The organism is Kitasatospora xanthocidica, from assembly GCF_014656195.1.
Classification (GTDB): domain Bacteria; phylum Actinomycetota; class Actinomycetes; order Streptomycetales; family Streptomycetaceae; genus Kitasatospora; species Kitasatospora xanthocidica.
In genome coordinates, this window is record NZ_BNBY01000017.1 from 58,426 (window position 1) to 77,449 (window position 19,024).

Below are 19,024 nucleotides of genomic sequence, written 5' to 3' on the forward strand. Positions count from 1 at the left end.
GTCATGCGTCACGTCCAACGCTCGTGCGCCACCTCCGTCACGCGTCACATCCGCTCGAAGGACCGGTAGCGCTCCCAGTCGGTGACGGAGCCGTCGTAGGCGGACTGTTCGACCCGGGCCATGTTCAGGTAGTGGTCGACCACGTCACCGCCGAAGGCCTCCCGGGCGAGCTCGCTCCCAGCCCACAGGTCGGCGGCCTCGCGCAGCGATCCGGGCACCCGGGCGTACTCCTCGACCGCGTAGGCGTTGCCCAGGCAGGGCGCGGGCAGCTCCAGCTTGTGCCGCAGCCCGTGCAGGCCGGCCGCGATCATCCCGGCCACCGCGAGGTACGGGTTGACGTCGCCGCCGGGCACCCGGTTCTCCATCCGCAGCCCGGGGCCGTGGCCGACCACCCGGTAGGCGCAGGTGCGGTTGTCCCGGCCCCAGGCGACGGCGGTCGGGGCGAAGGAGCCGGGGCGGAAGCGCTTGTAGGAGTTGATGTTCGGCGCGTAGAGCAGGCTGAACTCGCGCAGCGCCCTCAGCTGCCCGGCCAGGAAGTGCCGCATGGTGTCGGTCATCCGGCCGTCCCGGTCCGCGAAGGCGGGCGCGCCGACCGTGTCGCGCAGCGACAGGTGGATGTGGCAGCTGTTGCCCTCGCGCTCGTCGTACTTGGCCATGAAGGTGAGTGCGCAGCCGAGTTGGGCGGCGATCTCCTTCGCGCCGGTCTTGTAGACGCTGTGCTGGTCGCAGGTGGTGAGGGCGTCGGCGTAGCGGAAGGCGATCTCGTGCTGGCCGAGGTTGCACTCGCCCTTCGCGGACTCCACGACCAGGCCCGCGCCGGCCATCTCGTTGCGGATCCGGGAGAGCAGCGGCTCGACCCGGGCGGTGCCCAGCATCGAGTAGTCCACGTTGTAGAGGTTCGCCGGGGTCAGGCCGCGGTAGCCGCCGAGCCAGGCCTGCTCGTAGGTGTCGCGGAAGACCAGGAACTCCAGTTCGGTCCCGATGTCGGCGGCCAGGCCGTACTCGGCGAGCCGGGCGATCTGGCGGCGCAGCATCTGGCGCGGGGCGGCGTCCACCGGGTGGCCGCCGTGCCGGGCGAGGTCGGCGGTCACCTGGGCGGTGCCGGGCTGCCAGGGGGTCAGCCGCAGGGTGCCGAGGTCGGGGCGCATCGCGAAGTCGCCGTAGCCGGTGGCCCAGGAGGAGAAGGCGTAGCCGTCCACGGTGTTCATGTCGACGTCGACGGCCAGCAGGTAGTCGCAGGCCTCGGAGCCGTGCTCGGCGACCTCGTCGAGGAAGAACCGGGCGGCGAAGCGCTTGCCCTGCAGGCGGCCCTGCATGTCGGTGAAGGCGAGGGCCACGGTGTGCACCTCGCCGGCGTCCACCAGGGTGCGCAGCTCGTCCAGGGTCAGCGGCGGCCGGGGGCGCGAACCGGCGGTGGCGTTCCCGGGTGCGGCGTTCCCGGGTGCGGCGTCCCCGGGGGCGGTGTTCTCAGGTACGGCGTTCTCAGGTGCGGCGTTCTCGGACATGGCGGAACCCTCCTTCCTCGATCACTCTTCGAGATCACGCGGTCACAGCGAACCGTACGGCCTGCGACTCGCGGGGCGGAAGAGGGCGGACGGGTGTGGCGCGCCGATATGCGTGGTTGACGATGGATCAGGTGTTTCGGGAGGAGAATGCGCGCCATGGATCGCAGGCCTTTGATCGGCGTCAGCACCTACCTGGTGGACGCGAGTTGGAGCGACTGGCGGGCCCGGCGGGTGGCCCTCGTCCCCGAGCGGTACACCGCGTACGTCCAGAACTCCGGCGGCATCGCCGTCCTGCTGCCGCCGGACGCCCCGGAGCGCGCGCCCGAGGTGCTGGCCCGGCTGGACGCCCTGGTGATCGCGGGCGGCCCGGACATCGACCCGGCGTACTACGGCGAGCCGGCCCACCCGGCGACCGAGGTGGACTCGCCGGAGCGGGACGTCTGGGAGGTCGCGCTGCTGCGGGCGGCCCTGGCGGCGGGGATGCCGCTGCTGGGCGTCTGCCGGGGGATGCAGGTCCTGAACGTGGTGTGCGGCGGGACGCTGGTGCAGCATCTGCCGGACGTGGTGCCGGTGGACGTGCACGGCGGCTCGCCGGGGCGCTACGGCTCGCACCTGGTGCGGCCGGTGCCGGGGACGCTGCTGGGCGGGCTGCTGCCGGAGAGCGAGCTGGAGGTGCCGACCTTCCACCACCAGGCCGTCGGCCGGCTCGGGGCGGGCCTGCGGGTGAGCGCCCACGCGCCGGACGGCACGGTGGAGGCGGTGGAGGGGCCGGGCTTCACCCTCGGGGTGCAGTGGCACCCGGAGCAGGGGGACGATCTGCGGCTGATGCGCGCCCTCGTCCGGGCGGCCACCCCGGCGTCCCTGGACGCCTTGGTCCCGGACGCGGCGGCACTGGGCTCCCCGGCCCTGGACGCGGTGGCGCTCCACTGAGGGGCGGCGAAGTTCGGGCACGACCCCCGCCGTTCCCCCCGCGCTCCCCGGTCGGGGCGCGGGGGGAACGGCCGGTTCAGGGGGTCGCCGGGCTGGGGGCCGGGTGGTGGAGGTGCTCGGCGGCGGCCAGCAGGGTGGGAAGCATCCGGGTGGCGTGGGCGGCGTAGCCGTGGGGTGAGGGGTGGATGCCGTCGGGGCCGAGCAGCCGGGGGGCCTGGTCGCGGAACTCCGGGCCGGAGGTGGGCGCGAGGTGGGCACCGGTACGGGTGGCCGTGCGGGTGTGGCGGCGGGCGAGGCGTCGGGAGCGGTGGTGGCCGATCCAGCGGGCGGGGGCGCGGAAGCCGGGGCCGTAGCCGGGGTTGGGGCAGGGGACGACGACGAGTTGCCAGCCGGCCTCCCGCAGGGACCGGGCGAAGTGGGCGTGCCGACGGGCGGCGCGGCCGAGCGGGGCGGGCAGCAGGACGTCGTTGCCGCCGACGATGAGGACGGCGATGCCGGGGCGCAGCGGGGCGGCCCGCAGGAGCTGGCGGCCGACGGCCGCGGTGGTCGAGCCGACCCGGGCGTGGACGCGCAGGTCGACGGGCCGGCCGGTGCCCTCGGCGAGGCCGGCGGCGAGCCGGGCCCCGAGGGTCTGGTCGGGGCGGTGGGCGCCGAAGCTCTGGGCGAGGGAGTCGCCGAGCATCAGCAGGGTGAGCGGACGGCCGTCGGGGACGGGCTCGGGCGGGGCGTACCGTCCGTCGGCGACCGGGACGGTCCAGTCGGTGGGCGGGCGGTGGGCCAGCAGGTGCATGTACAGCCGGGCGAGCCGGAGGGCGAGGCGACGCATGGTGGGCAGGGCTCCCGGGTCAGGCGGCGGTGAGGACGACGGCGGCGTTCTGCCCGCCGAAGCCGCTGGAGACGGACAGGGCGGTGGGGACGTCGACCGGTCGCGGCACCTTGGTGACCACGTCGAGGCCGATGGCGTCGTCGAGCCGGTCGAGGTTGGCGGTGGGCGGGACCAGCCGGTGCTGCAGCGCGAGCACCGTGAGCGCCGCCTCGATGGCGCCGGCCGCGCCCATGGTGTGCCCGATCACGCTCTTGTTGGCGGTGACCGGCGGCGGCCGGCGGAAGACCTGCCGCAGGGCCGCCGCCTCGGCCGGGTCGTTGAGCGCGGTGCCGGTGCCGTGCGCGTTGATGTGTCCGATCTCCTCGGGCGCCAGCCCGGCGTCGGCGAGCGCCGCCCGTACGGCTCGGGCCAGGCCGTCGCCGCCGGGGTGCGGGGCGGTGAAGTGGTGGGCGTCCGAGGAGGCGCCGTGCCCGACGAGGTGGGCCCGGGGGCGGGCACCCCTGGCGCGGGCGTGTTCGGGGTGTTCGAGCAGCAGCACGCCCGCCCCTTCGCCGAGGACGAAGCCGTCCCGGTCGGCGTCGAAGGGGCGGGAGGCGCCGGCCGGGTCGTGCCGGCGCCGGGAGAGCGCGCCGAGGCGGTCGAAGGCGACGCAGGTCATCCGGGTGCGGGGGCTGTCGGTGCCGCCGGCCAGGACGAGGTCACAGGTCCCGGAGGCGATCAGGTCGCGGCCGAGGGCGAGCGCGCTGGTGCCGGAGGCGCAGGCGGTGCTGACGACCAGGCCGGGACCGCGGGCGCCGAGGTCGAGGCTGACCTCGCCGGCGGCCATGTTGGGGATGGAGCGGGGCAGCATCAGCGGGGAGACCCGGTCGGCCCGGCCCTCGGCGAGCCGGGCGTACTCGACGGGGTAGGTGTGCACGCTGTTGGCGCTGACGCCGAGGACGACGCCGACCCGGTCGCCGTCCCACTCCGCCGGGTCGAGCCCGGCGTCGGCCACGGCCTGCCGGGCGGCGACCACGGCCATCTGGCTGAAGCGGTCCAGGCGCCGGGCGAGCCGCCCGCCGAGCAGGGCGGGCGGCTCGAAGTCGGCCAGCCGACAGGAGAAGTCGACGGCGAGGCCGTCGAGTTCGGGGTCGGGCCGGGCGGTGGGACCGGCGCCGAGGAAGTGCGCCCAGACGGCGTCCGGCCCGTTCCCGGCCGGGGTGACCAGGCCGAGGCCGGTGACGGCGACCGTGCGCGGGGCGGCGGCCGTACGCGGGGCGGCGGCCGTACGCGGGTCGGCGACCGTACGCGGGTCGGCGACCGTACGCGGGCTCAACTGGCCGACTCCTTGGCCAGGGTGGCTTCCGCGTGGGCGGCGAGTTCGCCGAGGGTGCGGTCCGGGGTGATGTCGGCGACGGTGACGCCGATCCGCTCCTCGACCACCAGGGAGAGTTCGACCAGGGCGAGGCTGTCCAGGGCGAGTGAGGCCAGGGTGGCGTCGGGGGTGACCACGGCCGGGGACACGTCGAACTCGTCGACCAGGCAGGCGCGGATCGTCTCGTAGGTGCTGGGCATGGTGAATTTTCCTTTCAACTGGGGTGGTTGGTGAGGTCGAGGGCGGTGGCGGAGGGCTGCCGCCCGGGCAGTCGGGCCCAGGCGAGGACGGCGCCGAGCACCGCGACCGCGCCGCCCACGACGGCGGCCGCGGCCAGGCCGTCGGTGAAGGCGGCCGGGTCGCCGGGGGCGGCACCGGTGAGCGAGGTGGCGAGCACGGAGCCGAGCACAGCCACACCGAGGGTCGAACCGACCTGCCGGGTCGCATCGTTGAGGGCCGAGCCGACACCCGCGGCGGCGACCGGGACGGCGCTCATCACCACCTCGGTGGCGACCGGGGCGAGCAGTCCGGCACCGAGCCCGGACAGTCCCTCGAACAGCAGCACCGGCCCGTCCCCCGATCCGGCGGCCAGCCCGCCGAGCTGGACGAATCCGGCGGCGATCAGCAGCAGTCCGCCGGCCGAGGGCACCCTGGCCCCCGACTGCCGTGCCACCAGCGGCCCGAGGAGCGCGCCGGTGGCCAGGCCGAGGGAGAGCGGGACCATCCGCAGCCCGGCCTGCCAGGCGCTCAGGCCGCGGACCTGCTGGAGGTAGAGGGTGAGCAGGAACATCGCGCCGAACATCGCGAAGGACATCAGCGCCAGCGAGACGGTGGCCGGCCAGACCGGCCCGCCGCGCAGCAGCCGGACCGGCACCATCGGTGCGGGGCAGCCGAGTTGGCGACGGACGAAGGCCGCCAGCAGCAAGGCGCCGAGGGTGAACGCGAGGAGGACGGCGGCACTGGTCCAGCCCCGGCCCGGGGCCTCGATCACGCCCCAGACCAGCGCGAGCAGCCCCGCGCAGGACAGCAGCGCGCCGGGCCGGTCCAGCGGCCGGACCTCGGGAGCACGGGACTCGGGAACGGCGATCAGCGCCGCGACGCCGATCGCCGCGATCACCGGGACGTTCAGCCAGAAGGCCGACTGCCAGCCGTACCGGTCGACCAGCAGGCCGCCGGCGACCGGGCCGAACACCGCGCCGACCCCGGCCACCGCCGCCCAGATGCCGATCGCCCGCTTCCGGGCGGCCGGCTCGCGCAGCACGTGCACCACGGTGGAGAGGGTGGCGGGCATGAACAGGGCCGCGCCGAGGCCCATGCCGCAGCGGGCGGCGACCAGTTGGGCGGGCCCGGTGCCGAGCGCCCCGGCGGCGGAGGCCACACCGCACAGGGCCAGCCCGGTGAGGAAGGCCCGCCGCCGCCCGTACCGGTCCCCCAGCGCGCCGCCGGCCAGCACGCAGCCGCCGAGGGCGAGGGCGTAGCCGTCCACGATCCACTGGGTCTCGGCGAGGGTCGGGCCGAGGTCGGCGCGCAGGCCGGGGACGGCCACGTTGAGGACGGTGAAGTCCAGGCCGAGCAGGAACAGCGCGGCACAGACCACCGCGACGGCCGCCCAGGCGCGGCGTGGGGTGGTGGTCCTGTCCAGGGACGGCGTCGACTCCGTGGACGGCGGGGACTCCGAAAGTGGCTTGGGCCCGGGCATCAGGCGGACAGCCGCAGCGGCTCGTCGCGCCGCCGGAAGCCGATCCGGTACAGCGTGGCGGCGCCGCGCAGGAAGGTCACCTCGCTGGCCCGCAGGTAGCGCCGGTACCGCCGGTAGCCCTCGGGGCCGACCAGCCGCTCGGCCTCCACCCGGGCCCGCAGCAGCCGGGCCGACCAGGAGGCGAGGGTGCGGACGTAGTCATCGGCGGAGGCGGTGAGGGCGACCACCGAGAAGTACGGGTCGCAGGCGGCGGCGATCTCGGAGAGCCGGGGCAGCTTGGCGCTCGGGAAGACGTCGGCGCCGACGAAGTCGCCGATCGGGCCGGAGCCGTCGGCGGCACCGTCGTAGGCGATGCACTGCAGCGACATCCGGCCGCTGGGGCGCAGCCAGCGGTGGCAGGCCTCGAAGTAGCGGGAGTAGACGTCGAGCCGTTCGGCCCGGTCCATGCCGGCGGTGGCGAAGTGCTCGAAGGCGCCCATCGAGACGACGGCGTCGTACGGCCGCTCGGGGGCGTGGTCCTCCCAGCTCTCCAGTCGGGTTTCGGTGCCGGGCAGGGCGCGGGCGGTGAGGAAGTCGTACTGGGCGCGGGAGATGGTCAGGCCGGTGGCGTGGGCGATCCGGCCGTCGCGGCCGGCGTGCGCCAGCATGGCGCCCCAGCCGCAGCCGACGTCGAGCAGCCGCAGGCCGTCGCCGGGGCGGGCACCGACCAGGTCGAGGTGGTGGTCGAGCTTGGCCCGCTGGGCGCGCGGCAGCGCGGTGGCGTCCGGCTCCCCGGGCGGGATGCCGTCCCACCTGGCGGCGGTGTAGGCGAGGGTCTCGTCCAGCCAGAGGGCGTAGAAGTCGTTGCCGAGGTCGTAGTGGAACGCGATGTCGGCGGCGGTGGTGCCGGCCGTGGTGATGGTCATACGGGTCCTGTTCTGGAGGGTCGGGCTCGGGTGTGCTCGGCGGCGGCGTACGCAGGCGGGCTCGGGCGGGCGGGCTCGGGCGTACGCAGGCGGGCTCAGGCGGGCTCAGGCGGACTCAGGCGGGCTCCGCCCGGCCGGCCCGGACGGCGAGGGCCTGGGCGCGGCGCTCGACGAAGCGGGCGGCCCGGGCGTCGGTCCGCTCGACGTGCGCGGCGATCCGGTCGCGGGCCCGCTCCCCGGCGGGGCCGAGCCCGGTGAGGTCGTTCACCCTGAGGGCGCGCAGCAGCGGGACGAGCACCTCGTCGTGGTGCACCCGCAGGTCGTAGACGCCGGCCACCGCGATCTCGGCGGCCATCCGGCCGAAGCCGGGCATGGCCAGGCCGGGCATGGCGAAGTCGCGGATCGTGGCGTCGAGCGTGACGAGCACCTGGTCGGCGCCCGACTCCAGTGCGGCGCGCAGGAGTTCCCGGTAGAAGACCATGTGCAGGTTCTCGTCCTGGGCGATCCGGGTGAGCAGCCGCTCGCAGACCGGGTCGCCGCTGAGCCGCCCGGTGTTGCGGTGGCTGACCCGGGTGGCGAGCTCCTGGACGGCGGCGTAGGCGATCACGTCGAGGGGGCCTTCGAGCTCCGGGACGGTGCCGGTGCCGAGGTGCGCCATCCGGGCGCGTTCCAGCGCGATCGGGTCAACGGCACGGGCGGCGTGCAGATAGCCCCGGATGGCCGCGGCGTGCCGGTCCTCCTCGGCGGTCCACTGGTGCAGCCACGCACCCCAGGCGCCGTCCCGGGAGGTCCGGCTGCCGATGGTCCAGTGGTAGCCGGGCAGGTTGTCCTCGGTCAGCAGGTTGACGACCAGGGCGGACCGTACGGCCGGACTCAGCGCGGACTGATCAGCGCTCCAGGGCTCACCGCCGAGCGGGCCGTCGAAGTCCCGGCCGAGGCTCCAGGGGACGTACTGGTGCGGGAACCACTCGCGCGCCGACGCGAGATGACGGTTCATCAGCTCCTCGGCGGTCGCTTCGAGTTCGGAGAGCCAGCGGAGGGCGTCCGCGGTAGCGATCTTCACGGGCCATGATCGTCGTGTAACCGCGTACGGCCGCGCAAGCTCGCCTCACCCGTTCAGGTGACTCCCGGATCGCGGCCCTGACCTGGGCCCATGCCCCCGGCATGCCGGCCGCCGAGGAGGCCGCCACGGACACCGGAACGGACGTCTGAACGGACGCCCGAACGGCAACGACAACGGTCACCAGTACAGCCTTTGGATCTTTGTCGATTCTGCGGTTCACTTCGGGTGCGGGGCGATCGCACCCCGTCACCAGCACCCGTGCGTCCAGAGAGGACTTCGATGGCCGGCCACGAGCATTCTCACGATGATCATGCGCATGACCAGCAGCACTCCCCCGGCCACACCCACGGACACGCGCACGGAAGCGGACACGGCGGCGGACACGGCGGCCACTCGCACGGGGTCTCCGCCGACGCCGACCGCCGCTGGCTGCTCAGCGCGCTCGCCCTGATCGTCGTCTTCATGGCCGGCGAGGTCGTGGTCGGCTTCGCCGCCCAGTCCCTCGCGCTGATCTCCGACGCGGCGCACATGCTCACCGACGCCGCCTCGATCGTGCTGGCCCTGATCGCGATGCGGCTCGCCGCCCGCCCGGCCCGCGGCGGCTACACGTACGGCCTCAAGCGCGCCGAGATCCTCTCCGCGCAGGCCAACGGGGTCACCCTGCTGGTGCTCTCGGCCTGGCTCGGCTACGAGGCCGTCGCCCGGCTGATCGAGCCGCCCGAGGTCACCGGCTCGCTGGTGCTGGTCACCGCGCTGATCGGCATCGTGGTCAACCTCGCCGCCACCTGGTGCATGTCCAAGGCCAACCGCAGCTCGCTGAACGTCGAGGGCGCCTTCCAGCACGTGCTCACCGACCTGTACGCGTTCATCGCCACCGCCGTCGCCGGCCTGGTCGTCCTGCTCACCGGCTTCGCCCGGGCCGACGCCATCGCCTCCCTGATCGTCGTCGCGCTGATGCTCAAGGCCGGCATCGCCCTGGTCCGGGACTCCGGGCGGATCTTCCTGGAGGCCGCCCCGGCCGGGATCGACCCGGACGCCGTCGCCGACCGGATGGTCACCGAAACGCTGGTCGAGGAGATCCACGACCTGCACATCTGGGAGATCACCTCCGGCCAGCCCGCGCTCTCCGCGCACATCCTGGTCACCCCCGGCGGCGACTGCCACGCGGTCCGCCGCCAGCTCCAGCGCCGCCTCGCCGACGAGTACGGGATCACCCACAGCACCCTCCAGGTCGACCACGTCGGCGAGGACGAGGCGGGCGCGCTGCTGCAGATCTCCGCCCCCGGCGACACCGCCGCCGAACACTGCGCCGACGCCCACGGCCCCGTCCACCGCGCCGGCCCGCACGAACACTGAGAACCCGCGGTCCGTCGCCCCTGTCCGTCACCCCCGTACGGCATGATCTGAGTCGTGACCGCACCGCGACTGATGCTGCTCGACTCCGCCAGCCTGTACTTCCGGGCCTACTACGGCGTACCGGACTCCCTGCGCTCCCCGCAGGGAGAGCCGGTCAACGCCGTCCGCGGCCTGCTGGACTTCATCGCCCGGCTGGTCCACGACCACCGCCCCGACCGGCTGGTCGCCTGCATGGACGCCGACTGGCGCCCGCAGTGGCGGGTGGACCTCGTCCCCTCCTACAAGACCCACCGGGTCGCCGAGGCCGCCCAGGACGGCGAGGAGGAGGTGCCCGACACGCTGGCCCCGCAGGTCCCGGTGATCGAGCAGGTGCTGGACGCGCTCGGCATCGCCCGGGTCGGCTCCCCCGGCTACGAGGCGGACGACGTGATCGGCACCCTCACCGCCCGCGCCGACGGCCCGGTGCAGATCGTCACCGGCGACCGCGACCTCTTCCAGCTCGTCGACGACGCCCGCGGCATCACCGTGCTCTACCCGGTCAAGGGCATGGGCAACCTGCAGGTCACCGACGACGCCCTGCTGCTGGAGAAGTACGGCGTACGCGGCGCCCAGTACGCCGACATGGCCGCCCTGCGCGGGGACCCGTCGGACGGCCTGCCCGGCGTCAAGGGCATCGGCGAGAAGACCGCCGCCCAGCTGATCAACGAGTACGGCGACCTCGCGGCCATCCGCGCCGCCGCCCTCGACATCGGCTCCGGGCTCACCCCGGCCCGCCGCCGCAACATCGTCGAGGGCTCCGCCTACCTCGACGTCGCCCCGACCGTGGTCCGCGTCGCCCCCGACGCCCCCCTCCCCGCCTTCGACCCGGCCCTCCCCCGCGAACCCCTGGACCCCATGACCCTCGAGGAACTCGCCACCCGCTGGGGCCTCGGCACCTCCCTCGACCGCCTGCTGGAGGCCCTCGCCACCCGCTGAGCCGCACCCGGGAGGGGCTCGTACCCGGGAGGGGCTCGTCGCATCGCGCGGCGGGCCCCTTCGGCGTTCCCGGACCGGACCGGACCGCCGGTTGCTTTGCCTCCCCGTGAACTCTTGACCGCAATCTACTTTGCGATGCAAAGTGAATCCACGATCAAGCTCGACAGGGGTGGACCATGGCAACACCGCACCACGACGACCCGGCCGAACTGCTGGCCGCCACCGAAGGGTTGCGGGCCCGCGCCCGCACCCGACTGCGCGGCGCGGGGGTGCCGTTACTGGGCTTCGGCCTGCTCTCGCTGGCAGCCGCGCCGATCGCCGGACAGGCCTACAACTTCGGCGCCCACGGGCGCGGCGTCGAGTCGTACCCGGCCTTCGCCTACGCGCAGCTGACGGGCCTCTGCGTCGCCCACGCCCCGGACGCCGCCTGCGACGCCCACGAGTTCGACGGGGCGGTCCTCCGCTTCCTCGGCTGGGGAATCTGGTTCGCGCTGCTCCCCCTGGCCTGGCTGGCCCTCGCCCGCTGGTACCGGCGGCGCGGTGAGGCCCGCGGCATCGTCCCGCACCGCGCCTCCTGGCTCGGCGCCGCCGCCGGGGCCGGCGTCCTGGTCGCCGCCGTACTGCTCGCGCTGCTCTTCGCGGACCGGACGCCGTTCACGCTCTCCCTGCTGGCGAACGGCTACGCCTCACCCTGGTACGTGATCGGCACCGGCCTGCTCGTCCTCGGGCTGACCGAGCGCAGCCCGCTGGTCGCCGGCGCCGGCCTCGCCCACACCGCGCTGCTCACCGCCTACCTCGCGGCACCCTGGGAGAGCGGCTGGCTGCCGTGGCTCGACCGGAACGACGGCGGCTGGGCCGACGGCCCCCAGCCCAAGGCCCTGCTGCTGGCCGCGATCCTGCTCGCCGCCGGGCTGGCCCAGTGGACCGCGGCCCGCCGCGAACCGGCGGCGTCCCGTACCGTCACCCCATGAGCGCTGCGCAGGCGTCCGGTGGAACGGGCGACGAGGAACAGGACGAGGCCGAGCGGCCGCACCCGACCCTGGACCTGGACGACACCGTCCACCAGCGGGTCCGGCTCGGGGTCCTGACCGTCGCCCGCGAGGCCGAGAGCGTCGAGTTCGGCTTCCTGAAGGAGCAGCTCGGCCTCACCGACGGCAACCTCTCCCGGCACCTGAAGGTCCTGGAGGAAGCCGGCCTGATCGCCGTCAACAAGGGCTACGCCGGCCGCCGCCCCCGCACCTGGATCACCCTCACCCCCCAGGGCGCCCAGGCCCTCGACCGCGAACTCCGCGCCCTCCGCGAACTGGTCCGCCGCCTCGACACCGCCGGCCCCGGACACCTCCGCCCATAGGAAGTCGGCCAGGCCGACTTCCCGCGCAGCGCCGTGGCGGGGTGGGCATGCGAAGGGGCCCGCACGTTCGTGGCGAACGTGCGGGCCCCACTCGGACTCGGGTCAGGCAGCGGCGCCGTACTCGCTCGTCAGCCTCCGGACTTCGGCGTCCTTGAAGGCCAGCACCTCCGAACCGCCCGCCGGAAGGACATGTCCGGGGCCATCTTGGCCGAGAGGAAGTCGACGCCGTTCGTCTCGCCGTAGATCGACACGCGTCCGGTCCGGCTGGGCCCCGACAGGAAGGGCAGCAGGCTGCGGCCCTTGTTGTCGGCGGTGACGGGCGTGCCCTCGTTGTGGCAGAACGTGCAGGCCATCCCGCAGGCGTCGATCACCTTGACGCGGATGGTGTTGTCCCGGACGACTCGGACCGCCGGGCATTGGGTCACAGACACCGTGCACCTCCCTTTCACTCGAACGTGAGCCGGGGGATCGCCTCGATGTCGATCCCGTACCGGCGGTAGACCTTGGTGGTATTCTCGCTCGTCAGCTCGCCGAGCGGGAGCCCGAGCGCGAGCGCCGTCGCGTGGACGTGATCGGCGCCGTCCCCCTCGATCTCCAGGTACGGGGGGATCAGCGGCCATTCGTCGATCTCGACGGCCGCGCCGCGCAGCGTCCAGGAGGACCGGCGGTTCTCCTGATACGCCTTCGGCTGGTAGCCGAGCTTGCCGAGGAGCGTGTTCGTCGTGTCGAAGTCGCCGACGGCCGTCTCCGTCTCGGTCACGCCGTCGATCGCGTCCGAGTGGATCTCCTTGACGCACAAGGTGACATCGCGGCCGGTGTCGCGCAGCCGGACCCACGCGTCGGGCCGGCCGGGGATGTCGTAGACGTAGCGGCGCTGGAACCGGTCGACCACGTGCTCCGCCCCGGCTTCGGCAAGCAGCACACGGATCCTCTCCGGCTCGATGTCGAGGATCTTCGCTTCGAACTCAGTTGCGGGCATGGGACATTGACCCTTCCGGTCGGGGTTTAGGGATGCGCGAGCGCACGGTATCGGCGATCGCGTCGGCCACCTGCTCCGGCGTGCGGCCGGTGCCGCCCACCCGGACGAGGGAATTCGGCCCACGGGAAGGTTCCTCAACCCGCATGGACCACCGAGATGCTCCGCGACTACTTCGCCCCCGCACGCACCCTGACCGAAGGCGACACCACGGCGTCAATTTCCTTGATGCGCAGTGCACGGATTGGACCGTGCTGTTTGGCGCCCTCGTTCCGATCGAGTGAGGCCGCCAACGTCGATGCGGTGATCGACAGGGTCCTGGTCCCGGTCTTCACCACCCTCGAAGGCCTGTCACTCTCGTGCGCTCTCCCCTATACGGGAAGCCGGCCGAATCCCCTTGCCGCTTCGGCCCCACCGAAGCGGCAACGGAAGAAATCTCCCTGGGGGATCCCTACAGGGACTACGCCCGCTCTCCCAACACCTCGTCTGCGATCACCTTGTTTCTGCTGCGTAGGAAGTCGGCCAGGCCGACTTCCTACGCAGCACCGTCGCCGCTTCGGTGGAAACCGAAGCGGCGCCCTGGAGGAACTTCCCTGAGGATCGCTGGAAGCGCTACAGAGAGTCGCCACGCACAGAGCCTGTGATCGCTCCACCGCACTCTGGTGGGGCCACATTCATCTCATTCCTCGGCCTGCGCCCCAGTCCTCTGAACAATCGCCGGAAGCAATAGACGACTTGGCCGCTGCCCCCTGCCTTCGGGAGGGGGCAGCGGCACTTTCGTGAGCGCAGGAGGGGGCGCGGCGAGGCGTAGCCGAAGCCGCGCACAGGGGGGTGGGTGGGGCAAGCCAGGGCCGAAGGCTTGGCTTGCCCTCACCGGTCACCGGTGGGGCCGCCCGCTGCGCGATGCCGAAGGGGCCCGCACGAAGGGTTTCGTGCGGGCCCCCGTTGGGGTCGTGCTAGCCGACCGAGGAGTAGGCGATGATGCCTCGGCGGAGGCTGTCGACGGCCTTGCGGGCGGTCTTGCGCAGGTCGGCGTCCTCGCCGGCGGCGTCCTGGATCTGGCCGAGGACGTCGATCAGCTGCTTGGTCCAGCGGACGAAGTCGCCGGCCGGCATCTCGGCGTCGCGCAGGACCTGGTCGAGGTCGTGGCCGAGCGACCAGCGGTAGGCGACCCAGGCGAAGCCCAGGTCGGGCTCGCGCTGGCCGACGCCCTCGGCGGTGTTGATCCGGTGCTGCTCCTCCAGGGCGTCCAGGTGGCCCCAGATGCGGACCATCTGGCCGAGCGCCTCCTTGGCCGCGCCCTCCGGGACCCGGGGGGCGCCGGCGTCGTCGGACTGCCGGGCCTCGTACACCAACGCCGAGGCGCAGGCGGCGAGTTCGGCGGCGGCGAGGCCGCTCCAGACGCCTTCGCGGATGCACTCGGAGGCGAGCAGGTCGAGTTCGCCGTAGAGCCGGCCGAGCCGCTTGCCGTCGTCGGTGACGGTGTCGCCGCGCAGGTAGCCGAGGTCGGTGAGCAGTGCGCAGACCCGGTCGAAGGTGCGGGCGATGGTGTGGGTGCGCGAGCGCATCCGGCGTTCCAGCAGTTCGGTGTCGCGGTGCAGCCGGTGGTAGCGCTCGGACCAGCGGGCGTGGTCCTCGCGGTCGGAGCAGCCGTGGCAGGGGTGCTGGCGCAGTTCGGTGCGCAGCCGGGTGATCTCCGGGTCGTCGGCGGCGGCCGCGCGGCCGCGGCGGAACCGGTCGGGCTCCAGGTGGCCGGCCTTGGTGCGCAGGGCCGAGGCGAGGTCGCGGCGGGACTGCGGGCTGCGCGGGTTGAAGGACTTGGGGATGCGGAGGCGCTCGATCGCGGCGACCGGGTGCGGGAAGTCGATCATGGCGAGCCGCTTGACCTGGCGTTCGGCGGTGAGCACCACCGGGCGCGGGCCGTCCTGGAAGTCGGGGTGGCGCCGGTCGCCCCGGCCGGAGCGGTCGACCGGCGGCAGGCCCGGGTCGAGGACCAGGGCGAGGCCGGCGAACTTGCCGGTGGGCACGTGGATGACGTCGCCCGGCTTGAGCTGCTCGATGGACTCGACGGCGGCCGCGCGGCGCTGGCTGGTGCCCTCGCGGGCCATCTCGTTCTCGCGGTCCTTGAGCCGGCGGCGCAGTTCCATGTACTCGTCGAAGTCGCCGAGGTGGCAGGTCATCGACTCGCGGTAGCCGTCCAGGCCCTCTTCGTTGCGCTGCACCTGGCGGGCGAGGCCGACGACCGAGCGGTCCGCCTGGAACTGGGCGAAGGAGGTCTCCAGCAGCTCGCGCGAGCGGTGCCGGCCGAACTGGGAGACCAGGTTGACGGCCATGTTGTAGGACGGCCGGAACGAGGACTTCAGCGGGTAGGTGCGGGTGCCGGCCAGGCCGGCCAGCGCCTCCGGGTCGAGGCCGCGCTGCCAGAGCACCACGGCGTGGCCCTCGACGTCGATGCCGCGCCGCCCGGCCCGGCCGGTCAGCTGGGTGTACTCGCCGGGGGTGATGTCGGCGTGGGTCTCGCCGTTCCACTTGACCAGCTTCTCCATGACCACCGAGCGGGCGGGCATGTTGATGCCGAGCGCCAGGGTCTCGGTCGCGAAGACGGCCTTGACCAGGCCCTTCACGAAGAGCTCCTCGACGACCTCCTTGAACCGGGGCAGCATCCCGGCGTGGTGGGCGGCGATGCCGCGCTCCAGCCCGTCCAGCCACTCGAAGTAGCCGAGGACGTGCAGGTCCTCGTCGGGGATGTCGGCGCAGCGCTCCTCGACGATCGTCCGGACCAGGGCGCGGTCGGAGTCCTTGTTGAGCCGCAGGCCGGAGCTGAGGCACTGCTGGACGGCGGCCTCGCAGCCGGCCCGGCTGAAGATGAAGGTGATCGCGGGCAGCAGGCCCTCGGCGTCGAGCCGGTCGATGACGTCGACCCGGCCCGGCGTCCAGACCTTGCCGGGGCGGCCGTTGGGCATGGAGCGGCCCCGGCCGCGGCCGAAGCGGTCGCGCGGGTTGCGGTCGACCTCGGAGCGGGCGAGCCGGACCAGCTCGGGGTTGACGGCCTTGCCGGGGTTCTTCAGGTTGTGCTTGGGGCGGCCGTCCCGGTCGGGGTCGGCGAACAGGTCGTACATCCGGTTGCCGGCCATCACGTGCTGCCACAGCGGCACCGGGCGGGTCTCGGAGACGATCACCTTGGTGCCGCCGCGCACGGTGTCCAGCCAGTCGCCGAACTCCTCGGCGTTGGAGACGGTCGCGGAGAGCGAGACGAGGGTGACCGACTCGGGGAGGTGGATGATGACCTCCTCCCAGACGGCGCCGCGGAAGCGGTCGGCGAGGTAGTGCACCTCGTCCATCACGACGTAGCCGAGGCCGTTGAGGGTGCTGGAGCCCGCGTAGAGCATGTTGCGCAGCACCTCGGTGGTCATGACCACCACGGGTGCGTCGCCGTTGACGGTGTTGTCGCCGGTGAGCAGGCCGACCTTGGCGGCGCCGTAGCGCTTGACCAGGTCCCCGTACTTCTGGTTGGAGAGCGCCTTGATCGGCGTCGTGTAGAAGCACTTGCGCCCGGCGGCCAGGGCGAGGTGCACGGCGAACTCGCCGACGATCGTCTTCCCGGAGCCGGTGGGGGCGGCGACCAGGACGCCCGAGCCGGATTCCAGCGTCTCGCAGGCCTCCAGCTGGAAGTCGTCCAGCGGGAAGTCGTACAGCTGCTGGAAGCCGTACAGGGCGGTGGCCTGCTCCTTGGCCCGGCGACGACTGGCCGCGTACGCCTCGGCGGGGCTGAGCTCCTGATCGTCCTGGGGCTCTGGATCGGGGGTGTTCATCGCCGTCCGGGTGTGGTTGGTGTGATCTGGCATCTCAGCGAGAGGTTACCCGGGAGGAGTGACATCGATAGCACCGTTTTTCCGTGCGAGGAGATCACTCCTCTCTCAGATCCATAGTTGCAAATGTCTTCAAGCGATCGCGGACCGGTCGACTTCGAACGTCTTCGATCATCGCCGGTGGACCGCCGCCCGATCTCCCTACCTTCGTCGTCACAGCCACCAAACAGCCACCAACCCACGGGAGGAACCGCGATGGCGAACCTGGAGACGTCCCTCAAGGAGGCCATGTCGATCGACGGCGCCATCGGCGTCGCCCTGGTCGACTACGGCAGCGGCATGGCGCTCGGCAGCCTCGGCGACGGCGGTGAGCTCGACCTCAACGTCGCCGCGGCCGGGAACACCGACGTGGTCCGCGCCAAGATGCGGGCAATGGAGATGCTCAACCTGCACGACAACGCGATCGAGGACATCCTGATCAGCCTCACGAACCAGTACCACATGGTCCGGCCGATCACGACGCCCAGCGGACGCGGCCTGTTCCTCTTCCTGGCGCTCAACCGCGAGCGCTCCAACCTCGCGATGGCCCGCCACCGGCTCAAGCTGATCGAAGGCTCGCTGGAGATCTGAACCGGCACCGACACCAGGAAGGGGGGCCTCGTGACGGTCGCGCTCTACCAGGCGAAGGCCGAGTTCTTCCGGATGCTCGGCCATCCCGTCCGGATCCGGGTGCTGGAACTGCTCCAGGCCGGGCCGACGCCCGTCCGCGGTCTGCTCGCCGAGCTGGAGGTCGAGCCCTCCAGCCTCTCCCAGCAGCTCGCGGTGCTGCGCCGGTCCGGCATCGTCACCGCCACCCGGGAGGGCGGCACGGTGGTCTACGCGCTGGCCGGCGGGGACGTCGCGGACCTGCTGCGGGCGGCCCGGCGGATCCTCACCGGGCTGCTCGCCGACCGCAACCTGCTGCTCGCGGAGCTACGGGCGGCCCCGGAGCCACATACGGACCGTGGGCCTCGTGCAGACCCGCAGCCGGAGAACGGCCCCGCTAGCCCTTCAGCACCCCCGCCAGCCCGTCCGCCAGCCGCTCGTACTCCCCCGGCCGGTTGTACAGCTGCGCGCTGATCCGCAGCACCCCGCCGCCGGCCCAGGGGCGGACGGCGATCCGGGTGCGCAGCCGCCGCCACACCTCGGCCATCAGCGCCTTGACCTGCGGTTCGGTCTCGCCGTGCCCGGCCGGCAGCCGGACGGTGCGCATCCACACCCCCGGCGTCGCGGGCAGCGGTTCCAGGCCGGCCCGCTCGGCGAGCGCCCGCTGGCCGTACGCGGCGAGCGCGGCGTTGTGCGCGGCCACCGCCGCCGGGCCGAGGGCGCGCAGCAGTTCGAAGCCGGCCGGGGCGGCCAGCCAGGGCGTGTAGTCGCAGGTGCCGCGCCACTCGACGTTGCCCGGGAAGCCCTTGTCGTGTTCCCAGGAGAGGGCCAGCGGGCGCACCCGGGCGGTCCACTCGGGGCGGACGGCGAGGACGCCGGTGGCGCGCGGGGCAAAGGCCCACTTGTGCAGGTTGCCGAACCAGAAGTCCGCGTGCGGGTCGGCCGGGGCGGGCAGCATGCCGGGCGCGTGGGCGCCGTCCACGACGGTGGTCACGCCGCGGGCGCGCAGTTCGGCGAGCAGGGCGGGGCCGGCCACCAGGCGGGCGGTGGGCGAGGTGAGCTGGTCCAGGACGGCGACGGTGGTGCGGGCGTCCACGGCGGCGAGCACGGCCTCCCGGACGGCCCGTTCGTCCGGGGCGTCCAGCGGCACCGGCGCCACGACCAGCTCGGCGCCGGTCTCGGCGGCCTTGCGGGCGGCCGCCTGGGTGACCGCGCCGTAGCCGTGGTCGGTGACCAGGATCCGGTTGCCGGGGGCGAGCGGGAGGCTGTCCAGGGCGATCGCGACCGCCTCGGTGACGTTGGCGACCAGGGCGAGCCGGTCCGGGTCGGTGCCCAGCTCGGCGGCGAGGACGGTCCGGGCGGCGGCGATCCGGGCCGGGAGGTCGGCGAAGAAGCCGTCCGGGTCGAGTTCGTGCTCGGTCCGCAGCCGTTCCTGGGCGCGCTGCACCGGGACGGGTACGGCGCCGTACGAGCCGTGGTTCAGGTGCGCCGCGTCCGCCGACACGCTGAACAGCCCGTCGGCGGCGGGCAGCGGGGCCGGGGGTTCGACGGTCCGCAGGTCCTCGGTCACGGTTTCCTCCGTTCGCACGGCACACCCCACGTGGTGTGTGACATTTCACATGACAGACTA

Annotated in this window: 17 protein-coding genes and 1 pseudogene; 7 read left to right on the top strand and 11 right to left on the bottom strand. The window is 73.4% G+C overall.

Annotation, left to right across the window (positions count from 1 at the left end):
* Positions 1–44: 44 nt before the first annotated feature.
* Positions 45–1,505, bottom strand: a complete 1,461-nt coding sequence (locus IE332_RS26115) for a glutamine synthetase family protein (protein WP_189920855.1) — start codon at positions 1,503–1,505, stop codon at positions 45–47.
* Between the two features lie 156 nt (positions 1,506–1,661).
* Between IE332_RS26115 and IE332_RS26120 the strand changes: the two genes are divergently transcribed.
* Positions 1,662–2,435: a gamma-glutamyl-gamma-aminobutyrate hydrolase family protein gene (locus tag IE332_RS26120; RefSeq protein WP_189920857.1), complete on the top strand. Its 774-nt coding sequence runs from the start codon at positions 1,662–1,664 to the stop codon at positions 2,433–2,435.
* A gap of 76 nt (positions 2,436–2,511) precedes the next feature.
* Here IE332_RS26120 and IE332_RS26125 read toward each other — a convergent pair whose 3' ends face one another.
* From IE332_RS26125 to IE332_RS26150, 6 genes are all read right to left on the bottom strand, one after another.
* Entirely contained in the window at positions 2,512–3,261 is a 750-nt protein-coding gene (locus IE332_RS26125; RefSeq protein WP_189920859.1) for an SGNH/GDSL hydrolase family protein, read from the bottom strand.
* 19 nt (positions 3,262–3,280) lie between these two features.
* Positions 3,281–4,576 carry a beta-ketoacyl-[acyl-carrier-protein] synthase family protein gene (locus IE332_RS26130; RefSeq protein ID WP_189920861.1) on the bottom strand — a complete coding sequence of 432 codons (1,296 nt, stop codon included), beginning with the start codon at positions 4,574–4,576 and terminating at the stop codon, positions 3,281–3,283.
* Positions 4,573–4,815 (bottom strand): acyl carrier protein, encoded by a 243-nt coding sequence (locus tag IE332_RS26135; protein WP_189920863.1) that lies wholly within the window; start codon positions 4,813–4,815, stop codon positions 4,573–4,575. The genes IE332_RS26130 and IE332_RS26135 overlap by 4 nt, the downstream gene beginning before the upstream one ends.
* Positions 4,816–4,829: 14 nt before the next feature.
* Complete coding sequence (locus IE332_RS26140; RefSeq protein WP_189920865.1) at positions 4,830–6,314, bottom strand: MFS transporter; 1,485 nt, start codon at positions 6,312–6,314, stop codon at positions 4,830–4,832.
* Positions 6,314–7,219, bottom strand: a complete 906-nt coding sequence (locus IE332_RS26145; RefSeq protein WP_189920867.1) for a class I SAM-dependent methyltransferase — start codon at positions 7,217–7,219, stop codon at positions 6,314–6,316. Before IE332_RS26145 ends, IE332_RS26140 begins: the two co-directional genes overlap by 1 nt.
* Before the next feature lie 115 nt (positions 7,220–7,334).
* The gene (locus tag IE332_RS26150) at positions 7,335–8,282 is read right to left on the bottom strand and encodes an acyl-ACP desaturase (protein ID WP_229928913.1); all 948 of its coding nucleotides are present in this window, start codon (positions 8,280–8,282) and stop codon (positions 7,335–7,337) included.
* Positions 8,283–8,561: 279 nt separating this feature from the next.
* Between IE332_RS26150 and IE332_RS26155 the strand changes: the two genes are divergently transcribed.
* From IE332_RS26155 to IE332_RS26170, 4 genes are all read left to right on the top strand, one after another.
* The gene (locus IE332_RS26155; protein ID WP_189920869.1) at positions 8,562–9,638 is read left to right on the top strand and encodes a cation diffusion facilitator family transporter; all 1,077 of its coding nucleotides are present in this window, start codon (positions 8,562–8,564) and stop codon (positions 9,636–9,638) included.
* 72 nt (positions 9,639–9,710) lie between these two features.
* Positions 9,711–10,613, top strand: coding sequence for a 5'-3' exonuclease (locus IE332_RS26160; protein WP_189921084.1), 903 nt, complete (start codon positions 9,711–9,713; stop codon positions 10,611–10,613).
* Positions 10,614–10,789: 176 nt separating this feature from the next.
* A complete protein-coding gene (locus tag IE332_RS26165; protein WP_189920871.1) occupies positions 10,790–11,584 on the top strand; it encodes a hypothetical protein in 795 nt (264 codons plus the stop codon).
* Complete coding sequence (locus tag IE332_RS26170; protein ID WP_189920873.1) at positions 11,581–11,964, top strand: winged helix-turn-helix domain-containing protein; 384 nt, start codon at positions 11,581–11,583, stop codon at positions 11,962–11,964. The genes IE332_RS26165 and IE332_RS26170 overlap by 4 nt, the downstream gene beginning before the upstream one ends.
* A gap of 128 nt (positions 11,965–12,092) precedes the next feature.
* Here IE332_RS26170 and IE332_RS26175 read toward each other — a convergent pair whose 3' ends face one another.
* From IE332_RS26175 to IE332_RS26185, 3 genes are all read right to left on the bottom strand, one after another.
* A complete protein-coding gene (locus IE332_RS26175) occupies positions 12,093–12,395 on the bottom strand; it encodes a hypothetical protein (protein WP_189920874.1) in 303 nt (100 codons plus the stop codon).
* A gap of 14 nt (positions 12,396–12,409) precedes the next feature.
* Positions 12,410–12,943 (bottom strand): class IV adenylate cyclase, encoded by a 534-nt coding sequence (locus IE332_RS26180; RefSeq protein WP_189920876.1) that lies wholly within the window; start codon positions 12,941–12,943, stop codon positions 12,410–12,412.
* Between the two features lie 953 nt (positions 12,944–13,896).
* Positions 13,897–16,752 carry a DEAD/DEAH box helicase gene (locus IE332_RS26185; RefSeq protein WP_189921086.1) on the bottom strand — a complete coding sequence of 952 codons (2,856 nt, stop codon included), beginning with the start codon at positions 16,750–16,752 and terminating at the stop codon, positions 13,897–13,899.
* A gap of 252 nt (positions 16,753–17,004) precedes the next feature.
* Between IE332_RS26185 and IE332_RS26190 the strand changes: the two genes are divergently transcribed.
* On the top strand, positions 17,005–17,379 hold the full coding sequence (locus tag IE332_RS26190; protein WP_189920878.1) for a hypothetical protein: 375 nt from the start codon (positions 17,005–17,007) through the stop codon (positions 17,377–17,379).
* Between the two features lie 30 nt (positions 17,380–17,409).
* Positions 17,410–17,733, top strand: a pseudogene (locus IE332_RS26195) (ArsR/SmtB family transcription factor); the annotation flags it as partial.
* Between the two features lie 58 nt (positions 17,734–17,791).
* Here the strand turns inward: IE332_RS26195 and IE332_RS26200 are convergent.
* Positions 17,792–18,964: an aminotransferase class V-fold PLP-dependent enzyme gene (locus tag IE332_RS26200; RefSeq protein ID WP_229928914.1), complete on the bottom strand. Its 1,173-nt coding sequence runs from the start codon at positions 18,962–18,964 to the stop codon at positions 17,792–17,794.
* Between the last annotated feature and the right edge of the window lie 60 nt (positions 18,965–19,024).